Raw genomic sequence first — 14,738 nt, 5'->3', positions numbered from 1 at the left:
CGGGCGTGGGACGCCTTCCGGGCCGTACGCCCGGTCGCGTTCGTGACGGGACGTAGGACGCCTTGCGGGCCGTACGCCCGGTCGCGTTCGTCACGGGACGTAGGAGGCCTTGCGGGCCGTACGCACCACCGCTTCCCCGTCCGCCCGCCCGAGCAGCCCCTCGGCCACCCAGTCGGACACGATCTCCCGCACCCGTGCCACCAGCGCGCTCTTGTTCCGGAAGGGCGCCCCGGCCCACACCGCGTCGAGCAGGGTGGTCCCGTCGGGGCGGACGGGGCCGGCGACGCCGGAGTCGAGGCCGCCGAACACGATGCGGGGTTCGGCGCGGCGGACGTAGGCGTGTGTCGGGTCCTCGGTCCCTTCCGAGAAGGGGGCGAACTCCATGCCGGCCTGGGTGAAGTGGAGCGGGACGCCGGGGACCGGGGTCAGGGACGGCAGCAGATCGCCGGAGAGGGCCGCGCCGCCGTACAGGCTCACGTCCGGGTAGGTGGTGGCGGGGCCGCGGCCGACCAGGTTGACCGGCCCGTAGAACAGGGCTTGCAAGGACGGGTCGTCCGGGGTCGGCTCGGCCCGCAGCCGGAACGGCATGGTCACCCGGACCGTGTCCCCGGGGCGCCAGGTCCGGGACAGGGTGAAGTAGCTGCCGGGCACCGGTGTGCCACGGACGGGACGCCCGTTGACGGTCACATGGAACCCCGCGGTCGCCCACGCGGGCACCCGCAGTCGCAGCGCGAAGGAGCCCGCGCCCCCGTCGATGGTGAGCGTGCTGCCCTGTTCCTCGGGGAAGGCGGTGTGCTGGGCGACGGTGACGCCCCGCTCGGCCCAGGTCACGGTGGAGGGGCTGTACAGGTTCACGTACAGCGCGCTGCCGTCGGCCGCCGCGAAGTACACCGAGTCCTGGTACTTCGTGGCGCTCTCCATGCCGGTGCCCTCGCAGCAGGTCGTGCCCTGCTTGGGCGTGTAGTCCCGCACATGGCCGGGCGTCAGTCCGATGAAGTAGGTGACCAGCGGCTTCTCCGCGTCCGGCTTGTCCTGCTTGCTGCCGAGCACCTGGTTGTACAGGGTCCGCTCGTAGTAGTCCATGTAGGCCGGATCCCGCTCGTGCAGGAACAGCGCCCGGCTCAGCTTCAGCATGTTGTAGGCGCAGCAGGTCTCCGCGGTCGTCGCGCCGATCGTCCCCGCGACGACGTCCCGGGCCCGCCAGAACTCGCCGGTGCTGGTGCCGCCGATGCCGTACATGCGGTGCGGTACGACCATCCGCCAGAAGTTCTTCGCGGCGGTCAGGTAGCGCTGCTCGCCGGTCGCGTCGTACAGCCGGACCAGACCGGTGAAGATCGGGATGTGCTGGTTGGCGTGCAGCCCGTCGAGGACGTCGGTGTCCGCGGCACACGCGTCGATCAGCCGGTCCAGGTCGAAGAGCCGGGCGAGGGCGAGGTGCTCGGACTTGCCGCCGCGGTCGTGCAGATCGCAGATCGCCTCGACGATCCCGCCGTACTCGCCGCTGGAGAAGATCCCCCACATGCGCTGCAAGGTGGCCGCGGGCAGCCGGGACAGCCGTGCGTACATCCAGTCGCCCATGCCCGAGGCGAGGTCCAGCGCCCGCGTGTCACCCGTGGCGAGGTGGGCGTCCAGCAGCCCGCGGAGGATCTTGTGCGCGGTGTAGTACGGCGCCCAGACCTTGGTGTAGTCACTGCTGGTCATCGACTCCAGCAGGATGAACTGCGTCTCCGGGCAGGCGGCGAGGAAACCGGGATGGCTGGGGCCGCCCCAGGTGCGGCGCAGGGTGGCGTCCCGGCCGCGGCCGGAGGAGTCGGCGAGGCGCGAGCCGGTCGTCTCGTCGAGCCGGTACGACGCCAGGTCGCCGGGGCCGGCGGAGGTGTCGGCCGCGCGGGAGTTCCGGAGTGCGGCGATCTCCTCGGCGCTCAGCGCCCGCGACCAGATCTGGACCTCCGCCAGTCCGCCCGCGAAGAGCGGGTCGGCGGGGTAGTGCGAGCGGCCCAGCCAGTGGTCGGCGAGGCTGCCGAGTGCCGCCGGGGTGAGCGTCATGGCGGTGTCGCGGGCCACGGCGGTGCCGTCGACGTAGAGGGTGCCGGTGCCGTCGCCGATCGTCACGGCCAGGTGGCTCCACCGGCCGAGGGGCAGCGGGGCCGTCCCGTTCAGCCCCTGCTCGCCGCCCGCGCCGGAGGCGGTGACGGCGAACCTCGGCACTCCGGCGGCATTGCGCACGGCGAGATAGAGATACCGGGTGGTGTCGTCGCCGAAGTCCAGCACGCGCGCCCAGTTCGCGTCGTGCTCGGGCCTCACCCAGGCGGACAGTGTGACCGCCGGCGCGGTACCCAGCACCCCCGCGGGCAGGTCGGCGTACCGGTAGGAGCCGCGCACCTGCTCGACGGCCGGGCCGAACGGGCCGTCCGCCGGCAGGACGACCGGGTCCCGGCGCAGTGCCTCCCGCACCTCGGTCAGCGCACCGAGCACGGCCCGGATACGGTCGCCGAACAGCTTCTCGCCCGTGCTCGCGTACGCCTGCGCCAGCATGGTGAGGAAGTGCCCGGTGTAATGCCCGCGCAGATTCCCGTTGGCCTCTCCGTCCAGTCCCTCCCAGCCGCCGGGCGCGACCGCTCCGCCCGTGTCCAGCCCCGCGTTGGCCCGGAAGACCTGAAGCAGTCGGTTCACGTCGTAGCCGCGGGCGTGATCGAGCATGAGGTCCCGCTTGTCGGCGAAGAGGCCCGGAGCGAGGCTGACGTCTCCCAGGGCGAACGGCCGCAGGACGCCGGCCGGCTCGGCCGCGCCGCCGACGGCAGCGAGGGCGAGGGTGAAGGGAGGAGCGGGGGCGCCGGTGGAGGCGGTGAGGGCCGGGCCGGCCGACGCGGCGGTCAGGGCGGTCGCTCGGAGGAGGGTGCGTCGCGACAGGGGCGGGGCCATGTGCTCCTCGTTTCCGGTGCGCTGCGGGGTGCGATGCGGGGTTCGATTCAGATTCGATCTTGAGTCGATCTCGGTTCGATATATCGAACTCTGTTCGGGAAGTCGTCCAGAAGATAGGAAAGGGGCGAAGGGGCGTCAACGGTACTGACGGGTAGCGGAGTCGTTCAGCGCGCCGCGTCCCGCAGCCATGCGTACGCCGCCCGCGCCGTGAACTCCGGCTGGCCGCCCCGCACCAGCAGGGCCGCCGTGGCGAACTCGGGGGCGTCCGCCTGTGCGGGGACGTACGGGACGGCGACGCAGCGCATGCCGGCCGCGTGGGCGGCGGCCGCGCCGGGAGCCGCGTCCTCCAGGACCACGCAGTCGGCGGGGTTCGCGCCGAGCCGGCGGGCGGCCTCCAGGAAGACGTCGGGGGCGGGCTTGCCGTGGGGTACGTCGTCGGACGAGACGACCGTGGGCAGCAGGGCGGCCAGGCCGGTGCCCGCCAGGATCGCCTCGATGGCCTGCGGAGAGGATCCCGAGGCCACCGCCATCGGTATGTGCTCGGCGGCCAGCAGCTCCACGAACGTGCGCATCTCCGGGTACGCGCGCGTGCGGGCGCGGGCCAGCTCCAGATACCGGCGGTTCATCGCGGCCAGCAGCTGAGCGGCCGAGGCCCGCAGGCCGTAGCGCTCCCGCCAGATCGCCACCGTCTCCTGGGTGCTGATCCCGACGTAGCTCTCGTGCTCCGCCCAGGTGAAGCCGGGGACGCCGTGCTCGGCCAGAACGTGCCGGCTCGCCTCGAAGTAGTTCGGCTCGCTGTCCACCAGCGTTCCGTCGAGATCGAAGATGACCGCGAGAGTACCGAGATCGCTCATGACGTCCAGGATGCCAAGCGTCGGACGGGCGTCGAGGGTGCCGAGCGTCGGGTGGTGCGGGCGGTCCAGGGCGCCGAGAGGGTACGGGGTCCAGGGTGCCGGGCGTCAGGCGCGGGCCGCCCGGCCGACCGACTCCACCAGCGGCAGCAGCCGGTGCGGGACCCGCTCGCGCAGCGCCACCTCGGTACGGGTGCGCACCACTCCCGGGAGGCTGATCAGCTTCTGGATCACGTCCTCCAGGTGCGCGTTGTCCCGGCCCACCACCCGGGCGAGCAGATCCCCGCCACCGGTGATCGAGAACGCCTCCACGATCTCCGGTACGGCCGCCAGCGCGTCCCCCACGTCGTCCAGATGACCCTGGGTGACCTCGATGTGCACGAACGCCAGGACCGGGTGTCCCAGGGCGGCGGGGGAGAGGGAGGGGCCCGTGCCGGTGATCACCCCCTCCCGTTCCATCCGGTCCAGCCGGGCCTGGAGCGTGCCGCGCGCCACGCCGAGAATGCGGGCGTACTCGCGCACGCTGGTGCGCGGCTGCTCCAGGAGCAGCCGCAGGATGCGGGTGTCGAGTTCGTCCACGGCCATGATGTCCGACTGTACCAATGGCTCAGGCCCCCCGCCGCCCCGTGTACCGTCCGACCTGGGCCGTTGGCTTTTCGGTGGACTGGGAGGTCCGGCCGGGGCTGGGCCGATGGTCCAGTGATTCGGGCAACACTTGAGCCAGTGACCACAGTGATGCTCTCATGGACGTGTCGATGGCGCTGCGGATCCCCGCGGCGCCTTTTCTGTGCCGGCGTTCCCAGGGGAGGGCAGCAGTGCTGAAGAGGGTGTTCGTGGCTCCGGATCCGGGCCGGGGGCGGTTGCGCTTCGCCGCGCGGGCCGTCCTGGGCATCGGGCTGGCGGTCGCGGTCTGCGGACTGGCCGGGCACTCCCTCGCCGGTGCGGTCACCGGCGGTCTCGCCGCGCTGCTCGCCCTGTTCACCGTCGCCGACCCGACCGTGCGTGGGCAGGCGGTCACCACCGCGCTGCTGCCCGCCGTGGGCGTGCCGGTGCTCGCCGCCGCGGCCGAGCTGCACGACTTCCCCGTCGCCCGCGACCTCGCCTTCCTGGCCGTGGTCGGCGCGGGCGTGTACGCCCGACGGTGGGGCCCGCGCGGGCACAGCCTCGGCGTGTTCGCCTTCATGACCTTCTTCGTCGCCCAGTTCCTGCACGCCACCCCGGACCGGCTGCCCGAGCTGTACGCCGCCGTCCTGCTCTCCGTGCTCACCGCCGCCGTCGTACGGTTCGGCGCGTGGTGCTACGAGCGCCGGCTCCCCCCGGCCGCCGTACCCGCCCCGCCCGCCGGGACCGGACTGGCCCGGGTGACCACTCGGCAGGCCGTCCAGGCGACCGCGGGCGCCGGATTCGCGCTCCTCGTGGGCCAGCTGGTGTCGGGAGAGCGCTGGTACTGGGCCGTCGGCGCCACCTGGTGGATCTTCGTCAACACCGCCTCGCGCGGCGAGACGCTGGTCCGCGGCTTCCGCCGGGTCCTCGGCACGGTGATCGGCATCTGCCTGGGCTTCCTCGTCGCCGTCCCCGTGCACGGGGCACCCGTCCCGACGGCCGTCCTCGTCGCGATCGCCGTCTTCGGCATCTTCTACACGGCCGCCGTCTCCTACACCTGGATGATGCTCTGGGTGACCCTCCTCGCCGAGCTGCTCTACGGCCTGCTGGGCGTCCTCAGCCCCCACCTGCTCGCGCTGCGGCTCACCGAGACCGGGGTCGGCGCGCTCGGTGCCGCGCTCGCGGTCCTGCTCGTCCTGCCGGTCACCACGCACGCCACCACCGACGCCTGGATCCAGCGGGCCCTGCGCTGCGTGCACACCTGCACCGAAGAGGCCGCGGCCCGGCTGGCCGGCTCCGCCACGGCCGACCCCGCGCCGCGCGTGGCCGAACTGGAGCAGCTGCTCGGCCGGGTCCGGCTCTCGGTGGCCCCGCTGGTGCACCCGCTGAACCCGATGCCGGCGCGCAAGGCGCGGGCCCGCCGCGTCCTGACGCTGCTCGACGACTGCGCCCGCGAGATCCGCGGCCTGGTCGCGGTCGCCGCGGACCCCGAGGCCTCCCACGACGCCCGCCTCGCCGCCGCCTGCTGGCGGGTGGAGGCCGCCGTCGAGGCGCTCACCGCGGGCCGCGCCGAACCGGTCCCGCACCCCGCCGAAGCGCCCGCCGAACCCGCCCTGGCCCACCTGCACGGCCTGGAGCGCGCCCTCTCCGAGCTGGCCGAGCCCTTGCGGACGCCGTCGGGCTCCCGGCTGGTCGGGGCCTGAACGGCCGCCGGGAGCCGACGGCCACCCACGGCCGCGGCCGGGATCTCCGGCCCTCGGCCATCCTGCGGAAACGGGGAGGGCTCCGCGAGGAACCGCCCGGCCACCCCGCCCCCTTGGTCTAGACCGCGAGGGATCGACTGCTACCGTCGGCCCCGGACCGGCTCTACGGGCTCGACCGAGAGGGGACAGCGGTGGCACAGGACGGCAGGGCGGGCAGGCGCCGGGCGTTCATCGGATCGTTCACGGCGGCCGGCGGTCCCGGCCTGGTGACCGCGGAGGTCACGCCGCGCAACGGGGCCCTCACCCTCGTCTCCGCCGTGCGGGACCTCCCCGACCCCTCCTACCTGGCCCTGTCCCCGGACAGGGCCACGCTCTACGCGGTCAGTGAGACGGCCGAGGGCGCCGTCGCCGCCTACCACGTCACCGGAGACCGGCCCCGGCCCGCCGGAGTGCCGGTACGCGTGGACGGCAGCGGCCCCACCCATCTCAGCCTGTACGCCGGGCACGTGCTGACCGCCAACTACGGTTGCGGCAGCGTCACCGCCGTGCCTGTGCGATCGGACGGCACGCTCGCCGGCGCGCCTTCGGGACGGCTTCAGCACACCGGCTCCGGCCCGCACGACCGACGTCAGCGCGGCCCGCACGCCCACCAGGTGCAGCCCGATCCCAGCGGCCGGTGGGCCGTCACCGTCGATCTGGGGACGGATTCGGTCCGGGTGTGCACCCTCGCGGACGGCAGCCTCACCGTGCACCGCGAGTTCGCCCTGCGCCCGGGCTCCGGCCCGCGCCATCTGGCCTTCCATCCGGACGGCGAGCACGCCTACGTGGTCAACGAGCTGACTCCCACGGTCACCGTGTGCCGCTGGGACGCCGCGGACGGCTCGCTGAAGCCGCTGACGGAGGTCCCCGTGCTGCGGGACGCACCGGCCGGCGACGCCTACCCCTCGGGCATCGTCGTCTCGCCCGACGGCCGCTTCGTGTGGACCGCGACCCGCGGCGAGGACGTCCTGTCGGTCCTGGCCGTCCAGGCGGACGGGCTCCGGCTGACCGGCACGGTGCCCTGCGGCGGGCGCTGGCCCCGCGCGCTGGCGGAACTCGACGGCTTCCTCTACTCGGCCAACGAACGCTCCGGCGACGTCACCTGGTTCGCCGTGGACGAGGCGACGGGCATGCCCCGCTACGACGGCTCCGTACGGGTCGACGCGGCCTCCTGCGTCGTCTTCGGCTGAACCCTGCCGGAGGACGGCAGGGGAGCCCGGGGCAGGGCAGGGCGAAGGGCCCGCCCCTGGCCGGGAGCGGGCCCTCGTGTCGTGCGGAATGCCTGGTGGCAGCGGCCGGACGCGTCAGCGCACCGGTGCGCTCTGCGCCTGCTGCGGGGAGATGCCCAGCGCCGTCGTGTACTTGGCGAGCGCGAGCTTGCCGATCGCCGGGTACGCGCCGAGCGCCTCGGCCGTGGCACAGCCCACCTCCGCCGCGGCGGCGGCCAGCAGCCCCGGGTCGATCTCCGGGCCGACCAGGTACGGCGCCAGCGCCAGCTGCTGCGAGCCGGAGGAACGCAGCTGCTCGGCCACGGAGGAGATGGAGCCCTCCTGGTCCAGGGCCGCCGCCATCACCGGCACGGCCAGGCGCGCGGCGAGCAGCATGCCGGTGATCCCGGCCGCCTGTACGGCCTCCTCGCCGCCCACGGAGGCCAGGATGATGCCGTCCGCGGCGGTGGCCACGGTGAACAGCCGGGCGCGGTCGGCACGGGCCAGGCCCGCCTCCGACAGCCGCACGTGCAGCGCCTCGGCGAGCAGCGGGTGCGGACCGAGGACGTCGGTCAGGTCGGCGGCGACCCGGCTGTCCATCACGGACTGCCGGATCTGACGCAGCAGCGAGCTGTCCGGACCGGCCAGCAGCGGGACGACGACGGCGACCGGGCCGTCGGGCTCCCTGATTCCCTCGACTCCGGCGGCGACGGCCTGCTCGTAGCGGGCAGTGCGCTCCTCGGCGGTGCGGGCCAGCACGGAACGAAGCGTGGGGAAATCGGTGTCGTCCCCGTCCAGGTACCCGATCCGGGCGTCCAGGCCGGGCAGCTCGGAGCGGGCGATGCTCACGACCTCCTCGGCGAGGCTGCGCGTGGCGGCGCTGGGCGCGCCGGGCACCGCGAGGACGAGCGCGGGCGCGCCCTCGGGAGCCACCAGCGGCTCCGGACGGCGGTGCCGTCCGGGCTGGCGGGGTCGCGGCATTCGTACGGGCAGGCCGGACGCGGGTCCAGTGGGGGAACTCATGGCGCCGCATGTTACTGGCTTACTGGGCTCCTCCGTTCAGGGAGGGTGCAGGTGAGCGGTATCCGTCCTGTTTTGTCTGATGAGTTACGCGTGGAGGACATACGTTTAAGGCACATGCCGGACGCATGAGCCGACATCGGGGCAGAACTGCCCTTGCCGGGCCCTCAATCGGCCGCGCCGTGGATGACGTACAGCATCGACGGCTCACCCGGCAGCGTCAGCCGGCCCGTGGCCAGATCCGTCGCGATCCGTACCGAGCCGTGCAGCGGATCCCCCTCGGCCGGCACCTGCCGGGCATGCGGCAGCCTGCGCGCCAGCTCCTCGCGCAGCGGGACGAGAAGTGGGGCGCCCATCTTCAACAGGCCCCCGGTGAGAGCCACTTCCGATGCGTCGTCCGCCGGGCACACGGCCGCCGCCGAGTCGGCGATGTGCCGGGCCGCGGTGCGCAGGATGTCCGCGGCGACCGGGTCGTGCGCGGCGCACGCGGCCACGCGCGGTGCGAAGGAGGCCAGGACGGCGGCCCGGTCGGGGCGCGGGTACAGCAGGCCGGGAAGGCCCCGCACGGGCCCGAACTGCTCCTCGGCGCAGGTCAGAAGCGGTGCCGATGCCCCGTCGCGGCCGTCGTGGGCGCGCAGCGCCGCCTCCAGACCGGCCCGGCCGATCCACGCACCGCTCCCGCAGTCGCCCAGCAGATGGCCCCAGCCGTCGGCCCGCCGCCAGGCCGCCAGGTCCGTGCCGATCGCGATCAGGCCGGTGCCCGCGGCGACGACAGCGCCCGGACGGGGCCCGAGCGCGCCGACGTACGCGGTGACGGCGTCGGCGGCGAGCGCCACGGTCCGTACGCCCAGCTCCCGGGTGAGCGCGCCGGGCAGTTCGGCGCGCAGGGCATCGCCCAGGGTGGCGAAGCCGGCGGCGCCGACGACGGCCGTGCCCAGCTCGTCCACCCCCGCCCGGTCGGCCAGGGCGCGGGCCGCCGGGACGAGATGGGACATCAGGTGGCCGGGGTCGATGCCCCGCGCACCCGTGCGGACCGGTTCCCGGGTCTCCCGCCGGGCCGTGGGCTCCCGCCCGGGGACGCCGACGGCGATCCGGAGGCCGGAACCGCCGGAGTCCACGGCGAGATACCCGGAAACGGTCACGGCAGACGCCAGTCCACCGGCTGCCCGCCCTGTTGGATCAGCAGGTCGTTGGCCCGGCTGAACGGGCGCGAGCCGAAGAAGCCGCGGTCGGCCGACATGGGCGAGGGGTGCGCGGACTCGACCGCAGGCAGAGTGCCCAGCAGCGGACGGAGATTGCGGGCGTCACGGCCCCACAGGATCGACACCAGCGGCTTGCCGCGGGCGGCCAGCGACCGTATCGCCTGCTCGGTGACCTCCTCCCAGCCCTTGCCGCGGTGTGCGCCCGGGCTGCGCGGCGCGGTGGTGAGCGCCCTGTTGAGCAGCAGCACGCCCTGCTGCGTCCACGGCGTGAGGTCGCCGGTGGACGGCTGGGGCAGCCCGAGGTCGGTGTTCAGCTCGCGGAAGATGTTGATCAGGCTGGGCGGCAGCGGGCGTACCTCCGGGGCCACGGAGAACGACAGGCCCACCGCGTGCCCCGGGGTCGGGTACGGGTCCTGACCGACGATCAGAACCCTTACCTCGTCGAAGGGTTGCTGGAAGGCCCGCAGGACGTTCGATCCGGCCGGGAGGTAGGTGCGTCCCGCGGCGATCTCCGTGCGCAGGAAGTCGCCCATCTCGGCGATCCGTCCGGCGACGGGTTCCAGGGCCTTCGCCCAGCCCGGTTCGACGATTTCATGCAAGGGTCGTGGTGCCACGGGCGTCACCCTACTGCCGTGCACCCGTCGGCGATCAACCGATGGCCGAAGCGCGACCTCGGACGCCGCGCACCTGCTTCCGCGCGGGAGCGTGCTGCTCTCTTGTGCGCACTGCACGCCGGTGCGCGCCGGCCACCCGAGCGTGCTGCCGCCTGCCGCCTGCCGCCTGCCGCCTGCCGCCTGCCGCCCGCCTGTGCCTGTCGCTCGCCCGTGTGCCGTCAGCCGACCACCGCCGCCCGCACGCACAGCACGTCCGGCAGGTGCGAGGCCAGCATCCGCCAGCTGTCCCCGTCGTCGGCGGAGGCGAACACCTCGCCGTTGCGGTTGCCGAAGTACACCCCGGCCGGGTCGGCGTCGTCCGTGCACAGCGCGTCCCGCAGGACCGTGCCGTAGTGGTCCTCCTGCGGCAGCCCCGCGGCCAGCGGCTCCCAGGTCAACCCCGCGTCCTCGGTACGGAAGACCCGGCAGCGGCGTTCGGCGGGCACCCGGTCGGCGTCGGCGTTGATCGGGAAGACGTACGCCGTGCCGCCCCGGTGCGGATGCGCGGCCATCGCGAAGCCGAACGTGGTCGGCAGATCCGCGCCGATGTCGGTCCACCGCCCGCCCGCGTCGTCGCTGCGGTACACCCCCCAGTGGTTCTGCAGATACAGCCGGTCCGGGTCGCCCGCGTCCCTGGCGACCTTGTGCACGCACTGGCCGAACTCCGGGTTCGGATCGGGCAGGAACACCGCGGACACACCCGAGTTGGACGGCGCCCAGCTGGCCCCGCCGTCGGTCGTGCGGAACACGCCCGCCGCGGAGACGGCCACTGTCACCGCGGCCGGATCGCGTGCGTCGGTGAGCACGGTGTGCAGGCCCTCACCGCCGCCGCCCGGCACCCACCGCGCACGGGTCGGGTGCTCCCACAGCGGCCGGATCATGGTGAAGCTCTCGCCGCGGTCCTCCGAGCGGTACAGCGCGGCCGGTTCCGTGCCCGCGTACACCACGTCCTGTTCGGCGGCGGCCGGGTGCAGCTGCCAGACCCGCTCCAGCGAAGCACCGGTGTCCTGGGGGAACTTCACGGCGGGCCGGGCCGGTTCGGCCCAGGTGCGCCCGAGGTCGTCGGAGTGGAACACCGACGGGCCCCAGTGCGCGCTGTCGCCGCCCGCCAGCAGCCGAGGACGGGTGCCCCGGGTGTCGATCGCGACCGAGTAGATCGCCTGCGCGTTGAAATACGGACTCTCGTCGAACTCCCAGGGGCCGCCGCCCCTTCGCCGCCCGATGAACAGGCCTTTACGGGTGCCTACCGCGAGCAGTACCTCGGTCATGCCGATCACCTCCGGGACGCCGTTGTCCAGGTAGTCGTCGTCAGATATCGGCCAGTCTGCACCCCACCACTGACACTCTCCCCCAGAGCGCGCATCCGCCCAGGTCAGACCCTGTGTCGTGGGGGCTGTGGCGAAGATCGACCAGAGCCGTTCCGGCATGCGCCTGCGCGAGAGGGGTGTCTCGTGCGACCGTCGGGGTGACGGCTCGTCGTGAGCAACGGAGCGATCTCTCCCGTATGGGAGGGCGTCCCGGCCGGTCGGTGCGCTCGTGAGGAGGATGCCCTTGAAGGCGTTCCGTGGTCCGAAGGTGTGGCTGTGGCGCTGGCGGCGCAACCCGCTCAAACGCCGGGCCGACGTGGTGGAGGCCTGGGTCGTGCTCGGCGCCTGTCTGCTGACGGTCCTGGCCGGAGTGCTGGCCGGCGTCGCCGCGGCCGACTCGGTGGAAGACGGGCTCGCCCGTGAGCGGGCCGTCTGGCGCCCCGCCGTGGCCCGGGTCGTCACCCAGGTCCCGGGGTCGTCCCCCGCGAGCAGCAGCCACGCCTCCCCCGGGGAACGGGTCTGGGCCAAGGTCCGCTGGACGGCGGCCGACGGCTCCGCCCACACCGGTCAGATCCGGGTGGAGCCCGGCAGCAGGCCCGACACGCCGGTGACGGTCTGGACCGACCCGCAGGGCCACCTGGTCACCCGCCCCACCACCGCCTCCGAGGCAGCTTTCCGCTCCACCCTCATCGGCCTCCTCGTCGGCCTGAGCGCCGCCGCCGTCCCCTTCGTCGGCGGCCTGGCCGTACGGGGCCGTCTGGAACGCCACCGGATGGACGTCTGGGACACGGAGTGGGCCCGCCTGGGCCCGCAGTGGGGGCGGACGGTCTGACCACCGGCGTCCTGCCGGCCGCGCGACCGGCGGTGCCCGGCTCACCGGCCGGCCCGGCGCGGCCCCGGCCGTCCGCATGGCCGTCAGACCCCTTGCCCGCGGCCCCCATGGGCACGCCGCCTCACCTTTCGGCGCGGCCCCCAACGTCGCGACGCCGTCCGGCCTTTCGGCCGCAATCCCCATTGTCACGATCGAATGACGGTCTCCGGGCCGAGGCAACCTCCCGGATCCTTCACCGGTCACACACGCGCCAGACACAGGGGTGCGGCCGGTGAGCCCGCCGGCCACCCCTGCCCGTTCGTCCGAAGGAAACGGAAGACTGCGTGAGCACTGCCGGCTCTCCGGAACGCGTCCAGCCGCCCCGTCCCGGTGACCCTTCCCGTATCGGCCCGTACCGGATCGTCGGCCGTCTCGGGGCCGGCGGCATGGGGACCGTGTACGCCGGTCTCACCGCCGAGGACCTGCGGGTAGCGGTCAAGGTGATCCACCCCGCACAGGCCGAGGACCCGGAGTTCCGTGCCCGGTTCCGGCGCGAGGTACAGCTGTCCGCGCGGGTGCAGGGCCCCTGCCTCGTGCCCCTGCTGGCGGCCGATCCGGAAGCCGCCTCGCCCTGGCTGGCCACCGCCTACGCCCCGGGACTCACCCTCAACCAGCACCTGGCCGAGCACGGGCGCCTCACCGGTGGCACCCTGTACGCCTTCGCCACCGGCACCGCACAGGCACTGGCCGCCATCCACGCGGCCGGTGTCGTGCACCGTGACGTGAAACCGCAGAACGTCATCCTCACCCCGGCCGGCCCGCACGTCCTGGACTTCGGTATCGCCCGGGCCGCGGACGGCACCAGCGTGACCCGCACCGGCGTACTGACCGGCACCCCGGGCTGGATCAGCCCCGAGTACTACCGCACCAGCACGGCCGGCCCCCAGGGCGACGTCTTCGCCTGGGGCGCGTTGGTCGCCTACGCGGCCACCGGGCGCCTCCCCTTCGGCGGCGGCGCCCCGGACGCCGTCGCGTTCCGCGTCATGTCCGGCGAACCCGACCTGGACGGTGTCCCCGAGACGCTGCTGGACACCGTCGTGCAGGCCCTCGCCAAGGACCCCGCGGAGCGCCCGGCCGCGGCCACCGTGGCGGAGCGGTGCTCCCGGCTCCTCGCCGCCCAGGCGACCCAGGTCCTCGGCGCCGACGCCGTACGGGAACCCACGCGGGTCGGCGCACTCGTCACCTCCGAGTGGCACATACCCACTGCGGACGATCCCGCCTGGCACGCCCCGGCGCCCGCCTCCCGTGGGCGCACCCTGCTCGCCGTCCTCGTCGCAGCCGCCGTCCTCGGCGCGGCCACGGGCGGTGTCCTGGCCTTCCGCGGCGGCGGTCACGACACTCAGTCCGGCCGCCGCGGCGGCGCGGCGCACGCCACCGGGGACACGGTCGGCGCCTCCGCCGCTCCGCGCGCCGACCGCACCGCACCCGGCACGTCCCCCGCCGCGACACCGGTCGGTGAGGTGCCGTCACCCTCCGACCCGCGCCGGATCACGGTGCCGGTCGATCCGCTGGCCGGAGTGTCCGACCCGGCCTTCACCCGCGCCGGTGACGAGTCCGAACCGACGTCCGACGAATGGCGGACCAGTGTCAGCGCGAGCACGGCCGAGGAGACGGCCGTCGGCCGGGCGGTCCGCGCCGACGTGACGTCCATGCTCGCGACCAAGGACCTGGACTTCATGACGCCGACCGTCACCTTCGGCAAGCGGGCGCAGACGGTGTTCGTGACCGGCGGCCCCGTCTCCCAACTTCCCGACGAGGACCGGGAGATCTTCGTCCGAGCCGGCAAGATGGCAGCCTGCACGGCTCTCGCCCACAGACTCCAGGAGGACCCGACCGCCTGGTCCTACGGCCGTTACGCCGTCGTCTGGAAGGGCTACGAGGGTGACACCGAGGCCGGCGTGCTCGGCTTCGGCGAGGCCACCGACGGATGCCTCACCCGGGTCGCCGGACAGTGGCAGGGCGACCAGGAGGGTCTCGCGACCGCCGGGACACCGAGCAGCGACAAGGCCGAGATCCGCGTCGCCGACACCACGGACAAGGCCGTCACCGCCGAGTGGAACGCACGGATCGCCCAGGGCGACGGTCTGGCGCCGTTCGGCGGCGACGACCCCATCAGCCTCGGCTTCGACCCGGCCGAGAAGGCCGCCTACATATGGGCTCGGGACACGAACGAGGTACTCGTGGGCCGCGCGCAGCGGGCGAACTTCCAGGACGCGGTGTCCACGACCGTCTGCTCGAAGCTGACGGCCGAGTACCGCGCCGACAAGACCTGGAACTACACCCGCTGGAGCGTGGCCGTCATGGAGGCGAACAGCCGCATTCCCGAGATCATCGCTTCCGGTGAATGCCCCGTGTGAAT

The 14,738-nt window shown here is 73.9% G+C and carries 11 protein-coding genes; 4 read left to right on the top strand and 7 right to left on the bottom strand.

Annotation, left to right across the window (positions count from 1 at the left end):
- Positions 1 to 90: 90 nt before the first annotated feature.
- From ACZ7KF_RS20710 to ACZ7KF_RS20700, 3 genes are all read right to left on the bottom strand, one after another.
- Complete coding sequence (locus tag ACZ7KF_RS20710) at positions 91 to 2,922, bottom strand: beta-L-arabinofuranosidase domain-containing protein (RefSeq protein WP_471076769.1); 2,832 nt, start codon at positions 2,920 to 2,922, stop codon at positions 91 to 93.
- Between the two features lie 164 nt (positions 2,923 to 3,086).
- Positions 3,087 to 3,776 (bottom strand): HAD family hydrolase, encoded by a 690-nt coding sequence (locus ACZ7KF_RS20705; protein ID WP_471076766.1) that lies wholly within the window; start codon positions 3,774 to 3,776, stop codon positions 3,087 to 3,089.
- A 105-nt stretch (positions 3,777 to 3,881) separates the two neighbouring features.
- Positions 3,882 to 4,358, bottom strand: a complete 477-nt coding sequence (locus ACZ7KF_RS20700; RefSeq protein WP_225821538.1) for an Lrp/AsnC family transcriptional regulator — start codon at positions 4,356 to 4,358, stop codon at positions 3,882 to 3,884.
- Positions 4,359 to 4,588: 230 nt separating this feature from the next.
- On the opposite strand from ACZ7KF_RS20700, the gene ACZ7KF_RS20695 reads away from it, so the two are divergent.
- The gene (locus ACZ7KF_RS20695; RefSeq protein WP_471076763.1) at positions 4,589 to 6,079 is read left to right on the top strand and encodes an FUSC family protein; all 1,491 of its coding nucleotides are present in this window, start codon (positions 4,589 to 4,591) and stop codon (positions 6,077 to 6,079) included.
- Between the two features lie 191 nt (positions 6,080 to 6,270).
- On the top strand, positions 6,271 to 7,308 hold the full coding sequence (locus ACZ7KF_RS20690) for a lactonase family protein (protein ID WP_471076760.1): 1,038 nt from the start codon (positions 6,271 to 6,273) through the stop codon (positions 7,306 to 7,308).
- Positions 7,309 to 7,422: 114 nt separating this feature from the next.
- On the opposite strand, the gene ACZ7KF_RS20685 is transcribed toward ACZ7KF_RS20690, so the two are convergent.
- The 4 genes from ACZ7KF_RS20685 to ACZ7KF_RS20670 all read right to left on the bottom strand — a co-directional run bounded on the left by ACZ7KF_RS20685 (position 7,423) and on the right by ACZ7KF_RS20670 (position 11,469).
- Positions 7,423 to 8,349, bottom strand: a complete 927-nt coding sequence (locus tag ACZ7KF_RS20685) for a sirohydrochlorin chelatase (RefSeq protein WP_471076757.1) — start codon at positions 8,347 to 8,349, stop codon at positions 7,423 to 7,425.
- A 164-nt stretch (positions 8,350 to 8,513) separates the two neighbouring features.
- Positions 8,514 to 9,488, bottom strand: a complete 975-nt coding sequence (locus ACZ7KF_RS20680; RefSeq protein WP_471076754.1) for an N-acetylglucosamine kinase — start codon at positions 9,486 to 9,488, stop codon at positions 8,514 to 8,516.
- Positions 9,485 to 10,162, bottom strand: a complete 678-nt coding sequence (locus ACZ7KF_RS20675) for a uracil-DNA glycosylase (protein ID WP_471076751.1) — start codon at positions 10,160 to 10,162, stop codon at positions 9,485 to 9,487. Before ACZ7KF_RS20675 ends, ACZ7KF_RS20680 begins: the two co-directional genes overlap by 4 nt.
- A 218-nt stretch (positions 10,163 to 10,380) precedes the next feature.
- Positions 10,381 to 11,469, bottom strand: a complete 1,089-nt coding sequence (locus ACZ7KF_RS20670) for a WD40/YVTN/BNR-like repeat-containing protein (protein ID WP_471076748.1) — start codon at positions 11,467 to 11,469, stop codon at positions 10,381 to 10,383.
- A gap of 283 nt (positions 11,470 to 11,752) precedes the next feature.
- On the opposite strand from ACZ7KF_RS20670, the gene ACZ7KF_RS20665 reads away from it, so the two are divergent.
- Both ACZ7KF_RS20665 and ACZ7KF_RS20660 read left to right on the top strand, forming a co-directional pair.
- The gene (locus tag ACZ7KF_RS20665; RefSeq protein WP_471076745.1) at positions 11,753 to 12,340 is read left to right on the top strand and encodes an Rv1733c family protein; all 588 of its coding nucleotides are present in this window, start codon (positions 11,753 to 11,755) and stop codon (positions 12,338 to 12,340) included.
- Positions 12,341 to 12,663: 323 nt separating this feature from the next.
- A complete protein-coding gene (locus tag ACZ7KF_RS20660; RefSeq protein ID WP_471076742.1) occupies positions 12,664 to 14,736 on the top strand; it encodes a serine/threonine-protein kinase in 2,073 nt (690 codons plus the stop codon).
- The last annotated feature ends 2 nt before the right edge of the window (positions 14,737 to 14,738 follow it).

Source organism: Streptomyces sp. NPDC038200 (assembly GCF_055600785.1).
Note: the sequence above shows the minus strand (reverse complement) of the source record. Positions and strands in the feature narration are given on the sequence as shown.